This window comes from Bradyrhizobium sp. (assembly GCF_027307225.1).
In the GTDB taxonomy this organism is placed as follows: Bacteria; Pseudomonadota; Alphaproteobacteria; order Rhizobiales; family Xanthobacteraceae; genus Bradyrhizobium.
This window is the reverse complement of record NZ_DAHUXJ010000052.1, coordinates 15,544-35,846: the sequence shown is the minus strand read 5'-3', so window position 1 is coordinate 35,846 and position 20,303 is coordinate 15,544. Positions and strand designations below refer to the sequence as shown.

Below are 20,303 nucleotides of genomic sequence, written 5' to 3'. Positions count from 1 at the left end.
CGCAACCTCGCTATCGTCACTCGCCTTCGCAAGATGGTTACGGCTTCGGGTAAATGATCTCGCCCGCGCGAATGGTGTAGGCAACCTTGGCCAGGTTCCCTACGTCGGCCACCGGATCGCCGTCGAGAACGACGAGATCGGCGTCAAATCCTTTCTCGACCCTGCCTTTTCTCGCAGCTTTGAAGAATTTGGCCGGATTGGTGGTGAGCGAGGCGAGCACGGCTCGCTCGGAAAGCGCGCGGTGCATCAGCTCGTATTCGAGCGATGTGTCGTAGCGTCTCATGTATCCGACATCCGTCCCGAAAAGGATGAAGCCGCCGTTATCCGAGAATGCCTTGACCTGACTGACGCCGTTTTGGACCACCCTGGCCGCCAAAGCGGAATCAGGAATCGTGGTCGAAAACATCGAGAGCGTCGGGATCAGCGCGGTGCCCAGCTCCTTGAAGCTCGCAAGTTGCTCCGGCGCATAACCCGCTTCGCTGGGAACGATATGCGCCATCACGTCGACCTTGGCGGCAATCACCGTCTCCATGCCGGTTCTGTTTTGCGGATGGGCAAACACCCGTCTGCCCTGCGCATGCGCCACGTCGACGGCGGCTTTGGCGATGGCGGGGTCCATATTGATCACGGGCTTGTCACCCATATAGACGCCGGTAAATAGCTTCATGCCGTCGAGGCCCATTGCCAAATCATCGCGCGCCATTTGCGCGGCTTGGTCGGGATTTGCCGCTTCGGGCAATTGAATCTCCGGTGGCAGATAGACGGGATGGCCGCCCTTGGGAAAGATGTCGCCGGCCAGCAAGATATTAGGACCCGAGATCTCGCCCGCATTGACGCGGCGACGCAGCGCCAGCAGATCGCGCGGGTCCGAACCGAGATCCCAGACGGTGGTAAAGCATCGGCGCGGCCGGCGCGTTGGCCGCGCCTTGCCAGACGGCTTCGGTGAAATGGACGTGACTGTTCCAGAAGCCGGCAACGATGGTCTTTCCGCTGCAATCGATGACGCGCGCGTCCTTTGGAATCTGCACCTCGCTCGCGCTGCCGATGGCGCTTATAGCCCCGCCGCTTGCCACAACGACTGCATTGGCCAGCGGGGCAGCGTCGGGCGACGCATAGACGCTGCCACCGACGAGCGCCAATGTCTCCGCGCCCGTGGCAGGCCACGAGCCCACGGCGAAAGCGACAAGCCCTGAGAAGGCCGCCGCGCAGAGCCGATGACCGATCATCGCAAAACCTCCGATGGGGACTGAGCTGCCCGACCATAGCCGATCGCTGCGACCGTTCCTTGATCGGTCTTGCGCAGGGGACCCGCGCAGGACGCCCGCTCACTCTTCCGGCGCGTGTTCGATCGGATCGAAGCGGTCGGCTTCGAGGCCGAGCAGGTTCCATGATTGCAGCATATGCGGCGGCAATGGCGCGGTCGCATCGATCACGCCGCCGCGCGGATGCGGGATCACGATCCGGCGCGCCAGAAGATGAAGCCGGTTCTGCAAGCCACCCGGCAACTGCCAGTTTTCCTTGTTGAAATATTTGGGATCGCCAACGATGGCGTGGTCGATATGGGCCATATGGGCGCGCAGTTGGTGCGTCCGTCCGGTCACCGGCTTCAGCGAAACCCAGGCAAGCTTTTGGGCTGATGTTTCCACCACCGCGTAATAGGTGACGGCGTGGCTTGCGCCCTCATCGCCATGCTCGGCGATCCGCATGATCGAGTCTTCCTCGCTCTCTTCCTTGGCGAGATAGGTCGAGATGCGGCCCTGCTTCGGTTTCGGCACGCCTGCGACCAGCGCCCAGTAGATCTTGCGCGCGGAGCGATGGCGGAACGAGCCGGTCAAGGCGCTCGCGGCAAAGCGTGTCTTCGCGATCAGAAGACAGCCCGAAGTTTCCTTGTCGAGCCGATGCACCAGGCGTGGCTTCTGCCCCCTGGCGTCGCGCATCACCTCCAGCATCTGATCGACATGGCGCGTGGTGCCGGAACCGCCCTGCACCGCAAGGCCCGCGGGCTTGTTGAGAACCAGAACATCGTCGTCCTCGTAGAGCGTCATCTCCTTCAGCGCGGCGAGCGTCTTGGCGCCTGCTTCCGAGAGATGCGCGGTCGGGCGCGGCGTATCCAGCTTGAGCGGCGGAATGCGAACGCTCTGGCCTTCCTCGAGACGATCCTTGCTGTCGGCGCGCTTGCCGTTGACGCGCAACTCACCCTTACGGACGATGCGCTGGATGTGGGAGAACGACAGGCCCGGAAAACGCGCTTCCAGAAAGCGGTCGACGCGCATGTTGTTCTCGTCCGCCGTGACGACCACGATCTGCACCCTGGTGGGCAACAGCGCCGTCTCATCCCTTGCGGCCGCCACAGGCTTCGGCGCCCGGGGCGCGGAGGCCGCAGGACGCTTGACGAGCTTTCCGCCGGGCCTGGGCCCATGCGGCCGGCTGTCGGCCGAGCGAAACGGCCTCTCGCCTTTCGGGCGATCGACGGAATGGCGTTTGGCCAGGGGTTTTCGAGTGCGGCGGCTCATCAGGCTTCTGCTCCAAAAGTCCGTCATTGGGTAACGTAAAAGCCGCGAATCGTCACGGCGAAATGAATACTATTCTGACGCCGGATCGGTGATGTTCCACGGCCGAGAGATCAGGGAGCGTTCTGGATGTCGTTACCAAGGCGTGCTTTGGCTGTTGCCGCAGTTCTTATCGCCACATCGACCTGGGCTGCCGAAAGCCCGATGCCGCCGGACATCGCCCAAAAACTCGCCCAGCTTGGCCGCGTCGTCGACCCGCCGGCTACCGCCAAGCTCTATGCGCCGTTGCAGCCTAAAGAGCCCTATTTCGGTGTCCGGATCGAGCGCGACCTCCGGTACGGCCCCGCCGAGCGCAACCGGCTCGATGCCTTCATGCCGCAGAATGTGACATCCGGCCGGCCCGTATTGATCTTCGTCCACGGCGGCGCGTTCGTCGGCGGCAACAAGCGGCGGACGCCTGACAGCCCCTTCTACGACAACATCATGCTGTGGGCGGTCAAGAACGGGTTCATCGGCGTCAACATGACCTACCGCCTGGCGCCGCAGTCGCCCTGGCCCGCAGGCGCCGAGGATGTCGCTTCCGCCGTGGAGTGGGTGTCGAAAGAGATCACCGAGCGCGGTGGCGATCCGTCACGCGTCTATTTGATGGGCCACTCGGCCGGCGCGATCCACGTCGCCAGCTATGTGTCGCACCCCGAATTCTACAAGGTAAGGAATGGCGGCCTGAAGGGCGCGATCATGGTGTCGGGCATCTATGACCTGACCGCGGGTCCGCTCAACGAACCCGAACGCAGCTATTTCGGCAACGACCCTTCCCGTTATCCCGGCGAGTCGTCGCTATCAGGTCTCTTGAAGACGGATATTCCCCTGATGGCCGTGAGCGCTGAACTCGATCCGCCGGTCTTTGTCGGTCAGCTTGAGACGTTGAAGGAAGCAGCCTGCAAGCGGCGGGTCGGCTGCGCGCGCACGCTGATGCTGCCGCAGCACAGCCACATGTCGGAAGTTTATTCGATCAACACCAACGATAACAGGCTAACCGATCAGATTATGGATTTCGTCAAAGCCGGAAAGTGACGGCGCCTGTAACGCCCCTGATTAAGCGTACCGCCTCACACGATTGCAATAATCGGCGTATGCCTGTCCGTAGTGCTGACGCAAATAGTCCTCTTCGCGCAACACCTGGCGATGAAACAGCCATGTAGCCGCGACGATGTAAATCAGGGTGATCCAGGTCGGCACGACAAGAAATTCACCGACCAGAATGATCGCGAACGCGACATAGATAGGGTTGCGGCTGAACGCAAAAATGCCGCTGGTGATCAACCGGTCAGGACGGTCAGTATCAATACCCACACGAAAGCTTCGCCCAAAAGAGATAACACTCCATAACAGCAGTAAAGCCCCCGAGAGGCAGAAGAACACGCCGATCCACGCCACGGCTTCTGAGTGAAAAAAGGCCGGGCCGCTGACCGTGGGCCAGCCGGCTGCTGCGGCGAACACGGTGTAGAAATAAAACAAGGCAAACGGGGGAATAAGGAAATCGGTCTTGTCGATTTGACCGAATTTCATCGCTACGACGCCACGCTGCCGCAACATAGAGACGCGGACCAAGACAATGCTGATCATCAGAACGAGCGTCAGCGCTCCGAGGTAATTTGGCACGGAATCCTGCAAGACCTGACCTCCAAGATTTAACGGGACCGTCCCTGCTTTCAAACGCAACGAATCCCGCCGCCCCGTCTTCAGTGGCCGTGTGCTTCCGGCCTGCCTCCAGTTAGTTTCAGCCGGCTGTGCGTAAACGAGGCCACACCCAGGGTTACTTAGCGTTTCTCTCACGGCTGAGCTTCGCCCGGAAGGCCGCCGCCCCCCTTCCGGGCCTCTTAGCCGGTCTCGAGGAGCCGTTCGGAAAAGCGCGAAGACTTCGCATGGCCCCGGTGACGAGCTTGGGCGCGATCGGCGCGCTTCATGCGGCGGCTCATGCGCTCTTCCGAAGCTTGCGCGACGCCGACCGGCCGGCACGGCTCGGCAATGCGGCGACCTTGGCGCCGACCTCGCTTTCGGCGAGCCGCAATTCATAGAGTTGTTGCAGACTCATCCAGAATTGCGGCGTGGTGCCAAACCAATGTGCGAGGCGGAGCGCCGTGTCGGCAGTGATGCCTCGTTGGCCGTTAATGATGCCAGTAATGCGATTCACGGGAACATCGATCTGCCTCGCAAGCTCTGCCGCAGTGATGCCAAGCTCGCGCAATTCCTCTGCCAATTGCTCACCGGGATGGATAGCTGTACGGGACATGATGGTCTCCCTCAATGATAGTCGACAATCTCGACATCGATAGGTCCAGGCGACCCCTCAGGCCACCTGAAACAGATCCGCCATTGATCGTTGATACGAATCGAAAACTGTCCGTCGCGATCACCTTTGAGCGCTTCGAGCCGATTGCCCGGCAGTGCGGCCAAATCAGCGAGGTCCGAGGCTGCATCGAGCCGGTCGAGACGCATCTCGGCTTGACGCGCGAAGCCAGAGAATTCCTTGACGCGCCGTCCAGCGGCGAACCGCGCGGTGGCTTTGTCTCGGTAGCTGACGATCACGGCCTGGCAGAACTAGCACGAATTACGAGTTACGTAAATAGGAATTTGATGAAGTTCGCTACGCGTAGAGCCAGAATCTGGAAAATAACGCGCGTGCAGCAAATCCTGGCAACGGCCGATGTGGTCAAACGGCTTGAAATGATCCTGGAGTTGATGAAGGCAGGCCGGCAGGTGGCCTAGCAAAGGCCTTACTTCCCGGACCGCTCGCGCCGGAGCTTCGCCCAATAGTCCAGGCGCTTGCGGATCTCGCGCTCAAAGCCGCGGTCCGGCGGATCGTAGAAGGTCTGCCGGCCGAGCTTTTCCGGAAAATAATCCTGCCCGGAAAAGGCATCCGGCGCGTCGTGATCGTAGTCGTAGCCGTCGCCGTAGCCTTCCGACTTCATCAGCTTGGTCGGCGCGTTCAGAATATGCTTCGGCGGCAGCAGCGAGCCTGCCTCCTTCGCCATCCGTTTCGCCGCGCCAAAGGCCTTGTAGGCGGCGTTCGACTTCGGCGCGGTCGCGACATAGATCACAGCCTGTGCGATCGCGAGTTCGCCTTCCGGCGAGCCCAGGAAATCGTAGGTGTCCTTGGCGGCGTTGCAGATCACGAGCGCGTGCGGATCGGCCATGCCAATATCCTCCACCGCCATGCGCACGACGCGCCGCGCGAGATAGAGCGGGTCTTCGCCGGCGTCGAGCATGCGCGCGAGATAATAGAGCGCGGCGTCGGGATCGGAGCCGCGCACCGACTTGTGCAGCGCAGAGATCAGGTTGTAATGGCCGTCAGCCGATTTGTCGTAGATCGGCGCGCGGCGCTGCAGGATCGCCTGCAATTGCACCGCGTCGAAGGTCTCGCCGCCGCGCGCGGAACGCCAGACCTCTTCGGCCAAGGTCAGCGCGGCACGGCCATCGCCATCGGCCATACGAACCAGCACAGCGCGGGCTTCCGCATCGAGCGGCAGCTTGCGGCCTTCGACAGCTTCGGCGTGTGAGTACAGCTTTTCGATCGCCTCAGGACCCAGCGAATGAAACACCAGCACGCGCGCGCGCGATAGCAAGGCCGCGTTGAGCTCGAACGACGGATTTTCCGTGGTGGCGCCCACCAGCACCACGGTGCCGTCTTCCATCACGGGCAGAAATGAATCCTGCTGCGCGCGGTTGAACCGGTGCACCTCGTCGACAAAGAGCAGCGTTCCTTTGCCCGTCTCGCGCCGCGCGCGCGCCGCATCGAACACCTTTTTCAGGTCGGCGACGCCGGAAAACACCGCGGAGATCTGCTCGAAATGCAGTTCGGTTGCGTCCGCCAGGAGCCGCGCCACCGTGGTCTTGCCCGTGCCCGGCGGTCCCCAGAAGATCAGAGAGCCCAGCGTGCGCGTCTCCAGCATGCGCGTCAGCGCGCCGTCCGGCCCCAGAATATGATCCTGGCCGACGACCTCAGTGAGCGACCTCGGCCGCATGCGGTCGGGCAGCGGATGCGGCGCATCCTGCGACAACCCCGCGGCGGCGAAGAGACTGGCGCCTTCCAGTTTCGGTTTTCCGCTCATCCGCCCAGCGTAGCATTGATCTGCTGGCCGCCACGCACCAGCTTGATCCGCCAGAGCCGGGATTCGTCACGCGTCACCCTCTCGAGATCGCTGGTCTTGGAAATCTTCTGACCGTTCACCGCAAGGACGATGTCTCCCTTCTGGAAGCCGTAGTTGGCCGAAATGCTGTCGTCGGCAACGCCAACGACAATGACGCCCTCGGTATCCGCATCCAGATGCATTTCGTCGGCGAGCGCCGGCGAGATGTTGGCGACCTTGGCTCCCTGGAACGGCGAGCGTGTTGTCAGCACGATTTCGTTGCGGCCGCCGTCCGGCGCGGTCTCGAGCGGCACGGCCAGTTTCACCGGCTTTCCGGCGCGCTGAACCTCGATCTCGGCCGTGCCGCCCAGCGGCCTTGTCGCAAAGCGGTAGTCGAAGGCGTTGGGATCGTCGATCGGCTGGCCTCCGATGGCGACGATCAGATCGGACGGTTTGAGCCCGGCGCGCGCCGCCGGACTGCCCGAGACGATGCTGGCAACCAGCGCCCCGGTCGGGCGGCGGAGACCCAGCGTCTCGGCGATTTCAGGCGTCACCGCCTGCAACCGCGCACCAAGCCAGGGCCGCTTGACCGCCTTGCCCCCGCTCCGCGCCGAGGCCACCACCACGCGCACCATGTTGGCGGGAATCGCAAAGCCGATGCCTTGCGAGCCGCCAGAGCGGGAGAAGATCGCCGTGTTGATGCCGGCAAGCTTGCCGGTCATGTCGACCAGCGCGCCGCCGGAGTTGCCGGGATTGATCGCCGCATCGGTCTGAATGAAGAACTGATAGTCGGTGATGCCGACCTGCGTGCGCGCCAGCGCCGAAATGATGCCATGGGTGACGGTCTGGCCGACGCCGAAGGGGTTGCCGATCGCGAGCACGACGTCTCCGACCTGCAACTCGTCGGAATTGGCGAAGTCGAGCGTCGGGAATTTCTCGTGAACATTCTTCAGACGCAAAACCGCCAGATCGCTTCGTGTGTCCTTGAGCACGATCTCGGCCTCGAACTCGCGCTTGTCTGACAGCGATACCTTGACCTGATCGGCGCCCTCGATGACGTGGTTGTTGGTCACGACAAGCCCGGACGGATCGACCATCACGCCAGATCCGAGCGAGCGCTGCATCTGCTCTCCCTGTTGGCCGGGCACGCCGAAGAAGCGGCGGAAGATCGGATCATCCAGCAGCGGGTTATGATTCTGAATGACCTTGGCAGCGTAGACATTGACCACCGCCGGCTCCACCCGCTGCACGATCGGCGCATAGGAAAGCCGCAACTCGGCCGCTGAGGACGGCACGCGCCGGTCCTGCGCGAAAGCCGATGTCATGGCGAAGGCGAAGATCAAGAAAACAGCCAGCAAACGGGTCGAGACCATGCAAGAATCCTGAAAGTCGTGGGCAACCAGAAAGGTGGGCCGAGGGTTTCAAAGAATGGAAGAACGGAGGCCCATCAGGCCGCCGCTTCCGCAAGCTTGGCTTCCGGCGCACAGGAAAGCCGCTCCCGATGTCGCTCGCCCCAGGCCTTCAGCGTGTCGATCACGGGACGCAAACTCTCCCCGATCTCGGACAACCGATAGTCGACCCGTGGCGGCACTTCGGCATACACTTTGCGAATAATCAGCCCGTCGTCCTCAAGCGCCCGGAGCTGTTTGGTCAGCATCCGCTGCGTAATGCCTGGCATCCGCCGCCGCAACTCACCAAATCGTTGTGTGCCGTTTTGCAGGTGAAAGAGGATCACGCCCTTCCATTTGCCGTCGATCAGGTCGAGCGTTGCCTCGACGGCGCAGCCCGGCCGGTGGGCAAAATTGCTTCGTTTCATGTGATATTTTCCAATAGTATACAAACGGGGACTATATCCCCGAAATTACAGTACTTGCCAAGAATGTGCCAGCACGACAGGTAGAGACGAAAGCACGACAAGGAGCGCCGCGACCATGAAAGCCGTCGGATACAAAAAGTCCCTCCCCATTGATTCTCCGGACGCCCTGATCGATTTCGACGCCGCCAAGCCGGAACCCGGGGGGCGTGATATCCGGGTCGCGGTCCAAGCGATCTCCGCCAATCCGGTCGACTACAAGGTCCGCAAGCGCGCCGCGCCGCCGGAAGGCGAATTCAAGATTTTGGGCTTTGATGCGGCCGGCGTCGTCGATGCGATTGGGCCCGACGTCACGCTGTTCAAACCGGGCAACGAGGTGTTCTACGCCGGCTCGATCCAGCGGCAGGGCACCAATTCCGAGTTTCACCTGGTCGATGAACGCATCGTCGGCCGCAAGCCGAAATCCCTGTCGTCAGCGCAAGCGGCCGCCCTGCCGCTGACGTCGATCACCGCCTGGGAACTGCTGTTCGACCGCCTCGGCGCGGTGCCCGGCAAGAGCGTCGACCCGCGCACACTTCTGATCGTCGGCGGCGCCGGCGGCGTCGGCTCGATCCTGATCCAGCTTGCGCGCCGGCTGACGGGCCTCCACGTCGTCGCCACCGCATCGCGGCCAGAATCGCGAAAGTGGTGCCTCGATCTCGGCGCCCACGCCGTCATCGATCACGCGGCTCCGATGAAAGAACAGATCGAGAAGCTGAAAGCGCCGCCGGTCGCGCTGGTCGCAAGCCTCACCAACACCGACCAGCATTACAAGGCGATCGCGGACATCATGGCCCCGCAAGGCGCCTTCGGATTGATCGACGATCCGCCGGATTTTGTGGTCAGCGCATTCAAGGGAAAATCGATCTCGATCCATTGGGAATCGATGTTCACGCGCTCGTCGTTCCAGACCGCGGACATGATCGGCCAGCACAACCTCCTCAATGACGTCGCCGACCTCGTCGATAAAGGCGTACTGAAGACGACGCTCGGCGAAAGTTTTGGGACGATCAACGCGGCCAATCTCAAGCGCGCGCATGCGCTTCTCGAGAGCGGCAAGTCGCGCGGCAAGATCGTGCTGGAGGGATGGTAGCGCCCTCCTGGTGCGCTACTTGCTCTTCGCCGCAGCCTGCATTGCTTTCCAGTCGAACTTCTGGGCGAGCGCCACGGCCTCGTCCTCGCCAAGGCCGTTATAGGAGAAGCTGAACATCGCGTCCTTGTCGAGCGCCACCAGCAGCGCGCCGGACTTCTGCTTTGTGGTGTAGGTCTTGAGCACCTTCATGTCACCGATGGTGTCCGCGAGCATATGGCCTTCGCTGGTATTGATCTTGATGCCGCTCGTTAGCGGCGTCAGCGCGCCGATCGCGGCCTGCCCGACCACGACCGAGACGTTAGCCTTCGCCGAACCCTTCTGGTATTCGCGCGTCGCCGTGGTCATGCTGCCGTTTGGCATATCCATCGACATGCCCTCCGGCTTCTTGCCCTGCCATCCGTCGAGGTCGACCAAAAGCGGGGTCAGGCGCTGAAAAGCCGGCTCGGCGCGCACCGACGAAACGGTCCATAGGAGTGGCAACGCCAGCAACAACGAAAAGATGACCGAACGCGAATTCGCCATGGCTCTCCCCCTTTACCTTTTCGGCTACCATAGCCGCCGATCGCAAAGGGGAAAAGACGGCCGGCCAGCGAGGCGGCGCAAAAAGCGGCGTTCGCGCGACCCGTCGGCTCGCAATGAAGATGCAACGAAAAACGACGCCCCAGGGGCGCCGCTTTGAAACAAGTCCGCGCGCAGAAAGCGTTACGCCGCCTCGGCTTCCTTTTCCTGCACCGGGCCGGAATCCTGCCCCTTGGCCTCGACGTCGCGATCGACGAACTCGATCACGGCCATCGCCGCGTTGTCGCCATAGCGGAAGCCAGCCTTGATGATGCGGGTGTAACCGCCGTGGCGGTCCTTGTAGCGGGGCGCCAGCACGTCGAACAGCTTCCTGACCTGATCGACGTCGCGCATCTCCGAGATGGCCTGGCGGCGCATCGCCAGCCCGCCCTTCTTGCCGAGCGTCACCAGCTTCTCGACGATCGGGCGCAATTCCTTGGCCTTCGGCAGCGTGGTGACGATCTGCTCGTGCTTGATCAGCGCGGCCGCCATATTGGCGAACATCGCGCGGCGATGCTCGGCGGTGCGATTGAGTTTGCGGTGAACCTTGCCGTGACGCATTGACTATTCCTTACATTCCCTTGTCGCGACGGTTCGTCCGACATCTGCTCAGGTGGGCTGCCTGCGTTCGCCCCAGTCATTCCGGACGACGCGAAGCGGCGATCCGGAATCTCGAGATTCCGGGTCTGGTGCTCGGCGCAAAATTGAAATTCAATTTTGTCGCCTCGACCATCCCGGAATGACGAAAATCAGTAGTGATCCTCAAAGCGCTTGGCGAGCTCGTCGATGTTCTCCGGCGGCCAGCCCGGCACTTCCATGCCGAGGTGCAGACCCATCTGGGCCAACACTTCCTTGATTTCGTTGAGCGACTTGCGGCCGAAGTTCGGGGTGCGGAGCATTTCGGCTTCCGACTTCTGCACGAGATCGCCGATATAGACGATGTTGTCGTTCTTCAGGCAGTTGGCCGAACGCACCGACAACTCCAGTTCGTCCACCTTCTTGAGGAAGGCCGGGTTGAAGGCCAGATCCGGGATGATCTCCTGGGTGACTTCCTTGCGCGGCTCTTCGAAGTTGACGAACACATTGAGCTGGTCTTGCAGGATGCGCGCGGCATAGGCCACCGCGTCATCCGGCGTGATCGCGCCGTTGGTCTCGATCGTCATGGTGAGCTTGTCGTAGTCGAGGATCTGGCCCTCGCGGGTGTTCTCGACCTTGTAGGAGACCTTGCGCACCGGCGAATACAGGCTGTCGACCGGGATCAGGCCGATCGGCGCGTCTTCAGGACGGTTGCGCTCAGCGGCGACATAGCCCTTGCCCGAGGAGACCGTGAATTCCATGCGGATTTCGGCGCCGTCGTCGAGCGTGCAGAGCTGAAGCTCGGGATTGAGCACGGTGATGTCGCCGACCGTCTGGATGTCGCCGGCGGTGACGGCGCCGGGGCCCTGCTTCTTCACGACCATTCGCTTGGGGCCTTCGCCCTGCATCTTGATCGAGATGTCCTTGATGTTCAGCACGATGTCGGTGACGTCTTCGCGAACGCCCGCGATCGAGGAGAACTCGTGCAGCACGCCGTCGATGTGCACCGACTGCACCGCCGCGCCCTGGAGCGAGGACAGCAGGATGCGGCGCAGCGCATTGCCGAGCGTCTGGCCGAAGCCGCGCTCAAGCGGTTCGGCGATCAGCGTCGCAAAGCGGGTCGCATCATGGCCTGGAGTTACGTGGAGCTTGTTCGGCCGGATCAGTTCTTGCCAATTTTTCTGGATCGTCACTGTTTTCACCCATGGGCCAGTCGACTGGGGGTCGAAGTCACTGGCGTTGGAGACCTCGCGGAACAGTCCGCGGCTTTCAATTCAAAAAACGTCGCGGGCAGAAAACGGCCCGCGCCTTCAAATTATCAAACCCGCCGGCGCTTGCGCGGACGGCAACCATTGTGCGGGATCGTCGTCACGTCGCGGATCGAGGTGACGGTGAAGCCCGCCGCTTGCAGCGCGCGAAGCGCCGATTCTCGGCCCGAACCGGGACCGGCAACTTCAACTTCCAGCGTGCGCATGCCGTGTTCCTGCGCCTTCTTGGAAACGTCTTCAGCGGCGACCTGCGCGGCATAGGGCGTCGACTTGCGCGAGCCCTTGAAACCCATCGTGCCCGCCGACGACCAGGCAATGGTGTTGCCCTGCGCGTCGGTGATGGTGATGGTGGTGTTGTTGAACGACGAATTCACGTGCGCGACGCCCGAGGCGATGTTCTTGCGCTCACGGCGACGTACGCGGGTGGCATCCTTGCCCATTTAAGAACCTTTCTTTGCGATCTCAACGCCGCCGTAATGCCAGCGGCTACACCTGTCAGCGAGTGGCGAATGGCGAATAGAAAACTATTCGCAACTCCCTATTCGCTATTCGCTTATCTCACTTCTTCTTGCCGGCGATCGACTTGGCCGGACCCTTGCGCGTGCGCGCATTGGTATGCGTGCGCTGACCACGCACCGGCAGTCCGCGTCGATGGCGCAAGCCGCGATAGCAGCCGAGGTCCATCAGACGCTTGATGTTCATGCCGACTTCGCGACGAAGATCGCCCTCGACCATATAGTCGCGGTCGATCACTTCGCGGATTTGCAGCACTTCCTGGTCGGACAGCTGACTGACACGACGATCAACGGGAATCTTGACCTTCTCGATGATGTCAGCCGCGTTCTTCTGACCGATGCCATGGATGTATTGGAGCGCAATCAGCACGCGCTTGTTGGTCGGGATATTCACACCGGCAATACGGGCCACGAACTTCTCTCCTGTCGCCGTTTCCTCATCACCGGGAAAACGGCCATTTGTCCTTGTATCTCGGGCAGGTGTTCACAAACGCGAACACGACGCCCTCCCCTCAATGATCCGGGGCCCGGCATCGCTTAAGACTATCCGACTTGGATGGGAGGCTTATTAAAGGATGGAAACAGGTTTCGTCAACCGCTCCCAAGCCTTAGCTCACCTTTTCTTGGCCTTTTTCGCTGCCTTTTTAGCGGCGTTCCGAGAGCCCTTGGCCGGCCGCCTGGCAGAAGCGGAACCCGCCTTGCGGAGGGACTTTTTGGCCGCCTTCCCAGCGGTGGCCTTCTTTGGCCGTCCAGAAGGCGATTTGGCGGCCTTTCTGGCCCCTCCAGAGGCCTTTTTGGCCGATTTCGGGGCTTTCCATCTGGCGGCCCGTGCCGCCGGCTTAGCCGCCCTTTTGGGCGTTTTGGGCTCGATCGCCCCGATAGCCGCCAGGATGCGGCCAATTTCATGGGTGACATGCTCGATCGTCATCATGCCATCGACGGTGAGGAGTTTGCGCCGCTCGGAATAATAGTGAATCAAGGGCTCGGTCATTGAGCGGTAGCTGGCCAGCCGCTTGATCAGGACCTCCGCGGTATCGTCGACCCGAACCTCCTCGCCCCGGGTACGCATCTCGGCCGCGCGCCTTTCGACCCGCTCCAGAAGCGCGCTCTCATTGACGCGCAGCTCGATGACGGCATCGAGCTTGAGATGCTTCTTCTTCAACAGCACATCCAGCGCTTCTGCCTGCGGCACGGTGCGCGGAAAGCCATCGAGGATAAAACCCTTTGCCGCATCCCCCTGATCCAGACGGTCGGAAATGATGCCGATGACGACCTCATCCGGCACAAGACCGCCGGCGGCCATGATGTCCTTGGCCTTCAGGCCGACAGGCGTTTGTGCTGCGACGGCAGCGCGCAACATCTCACCGGTGGAAAGCTGGACGATGCCATAGCGGTGGATCAACCGCTGGGCCTGGGTACCCTTGCCCGAGCCCGGCGGGCCAAGAAGAATCAGTCTCATTTCTCGTTTCGCCCCCCCGGAACGCGAAGAATCCCGACAATATCGCCGGCGCGTTGTTCTCGATTTTTGTTTCGGCATGACCTCCGCGTCAACGCCTTCGGCGCTGGCCGCGAAGGAAGATCGATATCTACTTTGTGCTTATCCGGCGCCTCGAGGGCCGGATCGGGATTTCAATAGGCGGATCACCGCACACGCGTTGCTCAAAATCAATCCGTGCTTGCCGCGTAGCTAATACGACACAGCGCAAAATGGCGGGGGTCGAGCGTTAGCGGCGTCGGCCGCGCAGCTTCGACTTCCGGATCAGCCCCTCATATTGATGGGCGAGCAGATAGCCCTGCACCTGCGCCACCGTATCCATCGTCACGCTGACGACGATCAGCAGCGAGGTTCCGCCGAAGTAGAACGGCACAGCCGCATAGGAAATCAGGATTTCCGGAATGAGGCACACCACCGCGAGGTAGATCGCGCCCAGGACCGTAATTCGCGACAGCACATAGTCGATATATTCGGCGGTACGCTCGCCCGGCCGGATGCCCGGAATGAATCCGCCGTGCTTCTTGAGGTTGTCGGCAGTCTCGGTCGGGTTGAACACGATCGCCGTATAGAAGAAGGCGAAGAACACGATCAACGCCAGGTAGAGGATCAGAAACAGCGGCCGCCCATGGCCGAGCTCGGTCGTGATCCATTGCAGCCATTGCGGACCGTGGCCGGCATTGAAGTTGGCAACCGTGGTCGGAAGGAGCAACAGCGAAGACGCAAAGATCGGCGGGATCACGCCCGAGGTGTTCAACTTGAGCGGCAGATGTGAGGACTGGCCCTCGAACATCTTGTTACCGACCTGACGCTTCGGATACTGGATCAGGAGCCGCCGCTGCGCGCGCTCCATGAACACGATAAAGGCGATCACGACGACGGCCATGACGATCACGAGCAGGATCACGCCGGTCGACATGCCGCCAGTGCGGCCGAGTTCCAGCATGTTGTAGAGCGCCGAAGGCAGCTGCGCCACGATGCCCGACATGATGATCAGCGAAACGCCGTTGCCGATGCCCCGCGATGTGACCTGCTCGCCCAGCCACATCAGGAACATGGTGCCGCCGGTCAGGGTGATCGCGGTCGAGATACGGAAAAACAGGCCGGGATCGACGACGACGTTGCTGGCGCCTTCAAGGCCTACCGCGATGCCATAAGACTGGAAGATAGCCAGGACAACGGTGAGGTAACGCGTGTACTGGTTTATGACCTTGCGGCCCGCTTCGCCTTCCTTCTTCAGCGCTTCCAGCTGTGGCGAGACCGTGGTCAGGAGCTGAATAATGATCGAGGCCGAGATATAGGGCATGATGTTCAACGCAAAGATCGCCATGCGGTGGATGCCGCCGCCGGCGAACATGTTGAACATGCCGAGAATGCCGCCGGCCTGCGAGTTGAACACCTGCTCCCAGATCTGGGGATCGATGCCGGGCAGCGGGATGTAGGTGCCGAGCCGGTAGACAAGCAGCGCGCCGAGGGTAAACCAGATGCGCTTCTTCAGCTCATCGGCCTTGGCGAAGGCGCCGAAATTGATATTGGCCGCTAATTGTTCTGCTGCTGAGGGCATCTTGAGCTTCTCTCCCGCCGCGCCCCCCGCCCTGCTCCGGCAAGGCGCTGTCGCGATGCATTATTTGGTGCTCGACGGCGATAAGTCCATCGTTTGCCCGGCATTTTGCCCGCGCCGGCGCAAGCGATGACGTAGAAGTTACGCCGCCTTGCCTTCGTCCTTCTCCGCCGGCGCCAGGATCTTGACCGAGCCGCCCGCCTTCTCGACGGCTGCGACCGCGGATCTGGAAGCGCCATGGACCTCGATATTCAGCTTGGCCTTGATCTCGCCGCGGCCGAGCAGCCGCACGCCGTCACGGGAGCGTCGCAACACGCCGGCCTTCACCAGCGTCTCTGCCGTCACCGTATCCTTGGCATCGAGCTTCTTGGCGTCGATCGCCTGCTGGATCCGGTCGAGATTGATCTCGACGAATTCGAGGGCGAAGATGTTGGTGAAGCCGCGCTTCGGCAAACGCCGATGCAACGGCATCTGGCCGCCCTCGAAGCCCTTGATGCGCACGCCCGAGCGCGCCGTCTGGCCTTTGCCGCCACGGCCGGAGGTCTTGCCCTTGCCCGAGCCAATGCCCCGGCCGACGCGCATCCGCTTTTTGCGCGAGCCGGCGTTGTCCGCGATATCGCTGAGCTTCATCGTTCGATTCCTTATCTTTTGAGCATGATCTCGACCGAAAACCGGAAACCACTTTTCGGGATCATGCTCCTATCTTACTTCCCGACGACGCGGACGAGATGCTGAACCTTGGCGATCATGCCGCGAATTTCCGGCGTATCGCTCAATTCGGCAACACGGCCGATCTTGTTGAGCTTCAGTCCGATCAGCGTCGAACGCTGCGAATGGTGGCGGCGTATCGGGCTGCCGGTCTGCTCGACCTTGATCATCTTTGCGGCCTTGGCCATCGTCGTAACTCCGTAACGCGCGAAAGCGCGGCTTGATTATTCAGCAACCACTTCGGCGTCGCCGCCGACCCGGCGCGACTGCAGCGTCGACACCTTGATGTTGCGGCGCGCCGCAACCGAACGCGGCGAATCCTGATGCTTCAGCGCGTTAAAGGTCGCGCGAACCATGTTGTAGGGATTCGACGAGCCGATCGACTTGGCGACCACGTCCTGGACGCCGAGCGTCTCGAACACGGCGCGCATCGGGCCGCCGGCAATGATGCCGGTACCGGCCGGCGCCGCGCGCAGGTAGACGCGCCCTGCGCCGTGACGGCCGAAGATATCGTGATGCAGCGTGCGGCCTTCGCGCAACGCCACGCGCGTCAGGTTGCGCTTGGCAGCGTCGGTAGCCTTTCGGATCGCTTCCGGCACTTCGCGCGCCTTGCCGTGACCGAACCCGGCCCGGCCCTTCTGGTCGCCGATGACGACCAGCGCCGCAAAGCCGAAGCGCTTGCCGCCCTTTACCACCTTCGCCACACGGTTGATGTGGACGAGCTTGTCGACGAACTCGCTGTCGCGCTCGTCGCGATCCCTGCTCCGTTCGCGTCCGCCGCGTTCGCGTTCACCTGCCATGGTGTTTTCCAATCCTTGAGAGGCGAGAAGCCCCTGTCCTCGTGTCCGTTAAACCGTAATTCCCTAGTGGTCCTTTGATTCCAACATTCGCAAATGTGGCCGCTGAGACGGGATGCGAATGTTGGAATCGGACCACTAGAAGCTCAATCCGCTTTCGCGCGCGGCATCCGCGAGCGCCTTGACGCGGCCGTGATAAAGATAGCTGCCACGATCGAACACCACTTCCTTGACGCCGTTCTTCACGGCGCGCTCCGCAAGCAGCTTGCCGACCGCTTTCGCCGCATCGATGTTTGCACCCGTCTTGCCGCCATCGCGCATCGTCTTTTCCAGCGACGAGGCCGAAGCCAGCGTCTCGCCCTTCAGGTCGTCGATGACCTGGGCATAGATGTGCTTCGACGAGCGGAACACCGACAGGCGCGGACGGCCGCCGGCGGAACGGCGCAACGCAAGCCTCACGCGTTGCTTGCGCCGGGCATTCGTAGCTTTCATTCTCGACATGACCGGCTCCGTTACTTCTTCTTGCCTTCCTTGCGGAAGATGAATTCATCGGCATACTTCACGCCCTTGCCCTTGTAGGGCTCCGGCGGACGGTAGGAGCGAATCTCGGCGGCGACCTGGCCGACACGCTGGCTGTCGTTGCCGGTGATCGTGATTTCGGTCGGCTTCGCCACAGTGATCGAGATGCCTTCCGGGATCGGATAGACCACGTCGTGGCTATAGCCGAGCGCGAGCTGAAGGTTCTTGCCCTGCAACGCGGCGCGATAGCCGACGCCGTTGATCTCGAGCTTCTTCTCGAAACCCTTGGTGACGCCCAAAACCAGGTTGGCGACCTGCGCGCGCGCCGTACCGTACAGCGCCTGGGCGCGGTTGGTATCGTGGCGCGGCGCCACCTTCACCTGGCCGTTCTCGAACTTCACCTCGACGTCGTCGTGCGCGACGAAGGAAAGCTGACCCTTCGGCCCCTTCATCTTCACCGTCTGTCCCTCGACGGTCGCGGTAACGCCCGACGGGATCGTCACAGGCCTTTTGCCGATACGTGACATCGTCTTCTCCTACCTAGCATTTTCCGGCGAAGTGGGTACCGGTTCGCCGCAGAAAATGCGTCAATTTTAAAGTTCGTGCGCATTCATCTCGCAAAACGGTCTCCACTTTTGCGGAAGGCGCACTAGAACACCGTAAAGAGAACCTCGCCGCCCACATTCGCGTCACGCGCGTCGTGGTCAGCCATGATTCCCTTCGGCGTCGACAATACCGAAATGCCGAGCCCGTTATTGACGCGCGGCAGGTTCTTCACCGAGGCGTAAACGCGACGCCCTGGCTTTGACACCCGCTCGATCTCGCGGATCACAGGCTCGCCGTCGAAATACTTCAGTTCGATCTCGAGTTCGTTGCGCCCCGAGGAGTGCTCGACGCTGGCGTAGCCGCGGATGTAGCCCTCCGTCTTCAGCACTTCGAGCACGTTGGCGCGCATCTTCGAGCCCGGGGTCGAGACCTTGGACTTGGAACGCATCTGCGCGTTGCGGATGCGGGTGATGAGATCGCTGATCGGATCGTGTGTGGACATGCGCGACCCTCCTTACCAGCTCGACTTCACGAGGCCGGGAATCAGGCCCTTGGAGCCGAGTTCACGGAGCGCGATGCGGGAAAGTTTGTTCTTGCGATAGTTCGAGCGCGGGCGACCGGTCAGCTCGCATCGGTTGCGAATCCGGGTCGGCGACGAGTTGCGCGGCATCTCGGCGAGCTTCAGCGTCGCCGCAAACCGCTCTTCCATCGGCTTGGTCTTGTCGGCGATGATGGCCTTCAGCTTCGCGCGCTGGGGAGCGGCGTTCTTCGCCATCCGCCTACGCCGGTTGTTCTTCTCGATTGAACTCTTCTTTGCCATGACTGGCTCCTTCTGGTTCCGCGTTTGAGAGGCGTCTATCCGCGTCTCACTGCCGGAACGGGAAATTGAATGCGGCCAACAATGCCCTTGCTTCGTCGTCGGTCCTTGCGGTGGTGCAGACCGTGATGTCCATGCCCCACGCTTCCCCCTGTACCTTGTCGAAGTCGATCTCGGGGAAAATGATGTGCTCCTTGATGCCAAGCGAATAGTTGCCGCGGCCGTCGAAGCTCTTCGGATTGAGGCCACGGAAGTCGCGCACGCGGGGCAGCGCCACGTTCACAAGGCGGTCGATGAACTCGTACATGCGCGTCTTGCGCAGCGTGACCTTGCAGCCGATCGGCTGGTTTTCGCGCAGCTTGTAGGTCGCAATCGCGATGCGCGAATAGGTCACGATCGCCTTCTGGCCGGCGATCAACGACAGGTCGGCCGCAGCTACTTCCGCCTTTTTGCGGTCGTTGACTGCCTCGCCGACGCCCATGTTGAGCACGACCTTGTCGAGCCGCGGCACCTGCATCGAGTTGGCATAGCCGAACTGCTCGGTCAGCTTGCCTCGGATTTCCTTGTCGAACTGCGCGCGCAGGCGCGGGATGTATGCGGTCTCAGCCATCGATCTCTGCTCCCGAGCGCTTGGCGATGCGCACCTTGGTTCCATCTTTCTGAATCTTGAAACCTACGCGGGTCGGCTTGCCATCCTTGCCGACGATCGCAATGTTGGACAGGTGGATCGGCGCCTCTTTCGAGATGATGCCGCCCTCCTGGTTCTGGGTCTGCTTCTGGTGGCGCTTGACGAGATTGACGCCGCGCACCAGCGCCTGGCTTGCGTCGGGTCGAACCTCGAACACCTCGCCGGTGCGGCCCTTGTCGCGGCCCGACAGCACGACAACCTTGTCACCCTTGCGGATCTTGGCGGCCATCACAGCACCTCCGGCGCAAGCGAGATGATCTTCATGTGGTTCTTGGCGCGCAGTTCGCGCGGCACCGGCCCGAAGATACGGGTGCCGACCGGCTCGGCCTGGTTGTTGATCAGCACGGCCGCGTTGCGGTCGAAGCGGATGATAGAACCGTCGGGACGGCGGATGTCCTTGCGGACCCGCACCACCACGGCCTTCATCACGTCGCCCTTCTTCACCTTGCCGCGCGGAATCGCTTCCTTGATCGACACGACAATGATGTCGCCCACGGTGGCGTAACGGCGCTTGGAGCCTCCGAGCACCTTGATACACATGACACGGCGTGCGCCTGAATTGTCGGCCACGTCGAGGTTGGTCTGCATCTGAATCATTGATGCACCTCGTCCTCTTTCTGCTTGCGCTAGCTAGCGCTGAAAAATTTCCCGAAAGGCCAAAAGCCGGGCCAAA

The 20,303-nt window shown here is 61.8% G+C and carries 28 protein-coding genes; 2 read left to right on the top strand and 26 right to left on the bottom strand.

The genetic code is table 11. The annotated features are described in order from the left end of the window. Positions 1-37: 37 nt before the first annotated feature. The 3 genes from M6D32_RS08715 to M6D32_RS08705 form a co-directional block, all read right to left on the bottom strand. Positions 38-847 carry an amidohydrolase family protein gene (locus M6D32_RS08715; RefSeq protein WP_298255444.1) on the bottom strand — a complete coding sequence of 270 codons (810 nt, stop codon included), beginning with the start codon at positions 845-847 and terminating at the stop codon, positions 38-40. Beyond that, positions 807-1,226, bottom strand: a complete 420-nt coding sequence (locus tag M6D32_RS08710) for a hypothetical protein (RefSeq protein ID WP_298255448.1) — start codon at positions 1,224-1,226, stop codon at positions 807-809. The genes M6D32_RS08715 and M6D32_RS08710 overlap by 41 nt, the downstream gene beginning before the upstream one ends. A 99-nt stretch (positions 1,227-1,325) precedes the next feature. After that, positions 1,326-2,513, bottom strand: a complete 1,188-nt coding sequence (locus M6D32_RS08705) for an RluA family pseudouridine synthase (RefSeq protein ID WP_298255344.1) — start codon at positions 2,511-2,513, stop codon at positions 1,326-1,328. Positions 2,514-2,639: 126 nt separating this feature from the next. Here M6D32_RS08705 and M6D32_RS08700 point away from each other — a divergent pair, with 126 nt between their 5' ends. Then, complete coding sequence (locus tag M6D32_RS08700; RefSeq protein ID WP_298255342.1) at positions 2,640-3,584, top strand: alpha/beta hydrolase; 945 nt, start codon at positions 2,640-2,642, stop codon at positions 3,582-3,584. Positions 3,585-3,605: 21 nt separating this feature from the next. On the opposite strand, the gene M6D32_RS08695 is transcribed toward M6D32_RS08700, so the two are convergent. The 6 genes from M6D32_RS08695 to M6D32_RS08670 form a co-directional block, all read right to left on the bottom strand. Beyond that, positions 3,606-4,184: an isoprenylcysteine carboxylmethyltransferase family protein gene (locus tag M6D32_RS08695; RefSeq protein ID WP_298255340.1), complete on the bottom strand. Its 579-nt coding sequence runs from the start codon at positions 4,182-4,184 to the stop codon at positions 3,606-3,608. A 301-nt stretch (positions 4,185-4,485) separates the two neighbouring features. After that, on the bottom strand, positions 4,486-4,803 hold the full coding sequence (locus M6D32_RS08690) for a HigA family addiction module antitoxin (protein WP_298255337.1): 318 nt from the start codon (positions 4,801-4,803) through the stop codon (positions 4,486-4,488). 11 nt (positions 4,804-4,814) lie between these two features. Further along, a complete protein-coding gene (locus tag M6D32_RS08685; protein ID WP_298255335.1) occupies positions 4,815-5,099 on the bottom strand; it encodes a type II toxin-antitoxin system RelE/ParE family toxin in 285 nt (94 codons plus the stop codon). Positions 5,100-5,287: 188 nt separating this feature from the next. After that, a complete protein-coding gene (locus M6D32_RS08680; RefSeq protein ID WP_298255333.1) occupies positions 5,288-6,622 on the bottom strand; it encodes a replication-associated recombination protein A in 1,335 nt (444 codons plus the stop codon). Further along, on the bottom strand, positions 6,619-7,965 hold the full coding sequence (locus M6D32_RS08675; protein WP_298255442.1) for a DegQ family serine endoprotease: 1,347 nt from the start codon (positions 7,963-7,965) through the stop codon (positions 6,619-6,621). Before M6D32_RS08675 ends, M6D32_RS08680 begins: the two co-directional genes overlap by 4 nt. 122 nt (positions 7,966-8,087) lie before the next feature. Then, positions 8,088-8,456 (bottom strand): helix-turn-helix domain-containing protein, encoded by a 369-nt coding sequence (locus M6D32_RS08670; RefSeq protein ID WP_298255331.1) that lies wholly within the window; start codon positions 8,454-8,456, stop codon positions 8,088-8,090. Between the two features lie 115 nt (positions 8,457-8,571). Between M6D32_RS08670 and M6D32_RS08665 the strand changes: the two genes are divergently transcribed. Next, positions 8,572-9,585 (top strand): zinc-binding alcohol dehydrogenase family protein, encoded by a 1,014-nt coding sequence (locus tag M6D32_RS08665; RefSeq protein ID WP_298255329.1) that lies wholly within the window; start codon positions 8,572-8,574, stop codon positions 9,583-9,585. A 15-nt stretch (positions 9,586-9,600) separates the two neighbouring features. On the opposite strand, the gene M6D32_RS08660 is transcribed toward M6D32_RS08665, so the two are convergent. The 17 genes from M6D32_RS08660 to rplN all read right to left on the bottom strand — a co-directional run bounded on the left by M6D32_RS08660 (position 9,601) and on the right by rplN (position 20,227). Next, positions 9,601-10,107, bottom strand: coding sequence for a hypothetical protein (locus M6D32_RS08660; RefSeq protein ID WP_298255327.1), 507 nt, complete (start codon positions 10,105-10,107; stop codon positions 9,601-9,603). A 180-nt stretch (positions 10,108-10,287) separates the two neighbouring features. Then, positions 10,288-10,704 (bottom strand): 50S ribosomal protein L17, encoded by a 417-nt coding sequence (gene rplQ / locus M6D32_RS08655; protein WP_298255325.1) that lies wholly within the window; start codon positions 10,702-10,704, stop codon positions 10,288-10,290. Between the two features lie 188 nt (positions 10,705-10,892). Then, the gene (locus M6D32_RS08650; protein ID WP_298255323.1) at positions 10,893-11,921 is read right to left on the bottom strand and encodes a DNA-directed RNA polymerase subunit alpha; all 1,029 of its coding nucleotides are present in this window, start codon (positions 11,919-11,921) and stop codon (positions 10,893-10,895) included. 116 nt (positions 11,922-12,037) lie between these two features. Next, positions 12,038-12,427, bottom strand: a complete 390-nt coding sequence (rpsK, locus tag M6D32_RS08645) for a 30S ribosomal protein S11 (RefSeq protein ID WP_072823637.1) — start codon at positions 12,425-12,427, stop codon at positions 12,038-12,040. Positions 12,428-12,545: 118 nt separating this feature from the next. Then, the gene (gene rpsM / locus M6D32_RS08640) at positions 12,546-12,914 is read right to left on the bottom strand and encodes a 30S ribosomal protein S13 (RefSeq protein WP_298255321.1); all 369 of its coding nucleotides are present in this window, start codon (positions 12,912-12,914) and stop codon (positions 12,546-12,548) included. Positions 12,915-13,115: 201 nt separating this feature from the next. Next, on the bottom strand, positions 13,116-13,961 hold the full coding sequence (locus tag M6D32_RS08635; RefSeq protein ID WP_298255319.1) for an adenylate kinase: 846 nt from the start codon (positions 13,959-13,961) through the stop codon (positions 13,116-13,118). A 265-nt stretch (positions 13,962-14,226) separates the two neighbouring features. Beyond that, positions 14,227-15,558 (bottom strand): preprotein translocase subunit SecY, encoded by a 1,332-nt coding sequence (gene secY, locus M6D32_RS08630; protein ID WP_298255317.1) that lies wholly within the window; start codon positions 15,556-15,558, stop codon positions 14,227-14,229. Positions 15,559-15,696: 138 nt separating this feature from the next. Then, on the bottom strand, positions 15,697-16,185 hold the full coding sequence (gene rplO, locus M6D32_RS08625; protein WP_298255315.1) for a 50S ribosomal protein L15: 489 nt from the start codon (positions 16,183-16,185) through the stop codon (positions 15,697-15,699). A gap of 74 nt (positions 16,186-16,259) precedes the next feature. Beyond that, positions 16,260-16,451 (bottom strand): 50S ribosomal protein L30, encoded by a 192-nt coding sequence (gene rpmD / locus M6D32_RS08620; RefSeq protein ID WP_298255313.1) that lies wholly within the window; start codon positions 16,449-16,451, stop codon positions 16,260-16,262. Positions 16,452-16,487: 36 nt separating this feature from the next. Further along, positions 16,488-17,063: a 30S ribosomal protein S5 gene (gene rpsE, locus M6D32_RS08615; protein WP_298255311.1), complete on the bottom strand. Its 576-nt coding sequence runs from the start codon at positions 17,061-17,063 to the stop codon at positions 16,488-16,490. Between the two features lie 135 nt (positions 17,064-17,198). After that, the gene (gene rplR / locus M6D32_RS08610) at positions 17,199-17,561 is read right to left on the bottom strand and encodes a 50S ribosomal protein L18 (protein ID WP_298255310.1); all 363 of its coding nucleotides are present in this window, start codon (positions 17,559-17,561) and stop codon (positions 17,199-17,201) included. Positions 17,562-17,572: 11 nt separating this feature from the next. Then, the gene (rplF, locus tag M6D32_RS08605) at positions 17,573-18,106 is read right to left on the bottom strand and encodes a 50S ribosomal protein L6 (RefSeq protein WP_298255308.1); all 534 of its coding nucleotides are present in this window, start codon (positions 18,104-18,106) and stop codon (positions 17,573-17,575) included. A gap of 122 nt (positions 18,107-18,228) precedes the next feature. Continuing rightward, on the bottom strand, positions 18,229-18,627 hold the full coding sequence (gene rpsH, locus M6D32_RS08600; RefSeq protein WP_298255306.1) for a 30S ribosomal protein S8: 399 nt from the start codon (positions 18,625-18,627) through the stop codon (positions 18,229-18,231). A gap of 12 nt (positions 18,628-18,639) precedes the next feature. Beyond that, positions 18,640-18,945, bottom strand: a complete 306-nt coding sequence (gene rpsN / locus M6D32_RS08595) for a 30S ribosomal protein S14 (RefSeq protein WP_298255304.1) — start codon at positions 18,943-18,945, stop codon at positions 18,640-18,642. Between the two features lie 46 nt (positions 18,946-18,991). Next, positions 18,992-19,552, bottom strand: a complete 561-nt coding sequence (rplE, locus tag M6D32_RS08590) for a 50S ribosomal protein L5 (RefSeq protein ID WP_298255302.1) — start codon at positions 19,550-19,552, stop codon at positions 18,992-18,994. Next, complete coding sequence (gene rplX / locus M6D32_RS08585; protein ID WP_298255300.1) at positions 19,545-19,859, bottom strand: 50S ribosomal protein L24; 315 nt, start codon at positions 19,857-19,859, stop codon at positions 19,545-19,547. Before rplX ends, rplE begins: the two co-directional genes overlap by 8 nt. Then, entirely contained in the window at positions 19,859-20,227 is a 369-nt protein-coding gene (gene rplN, locus M6D32_RS08580; RefSeq protein WP_291704125.1) for a 50S ribosomal protein L14, read from the bottom strand. The genes rplX and rplN overlap by 1 nt, the downstream gene beginning before the upstream one ends. Positions 20,228-20,303: the final 76 nt, after the last annotated feature.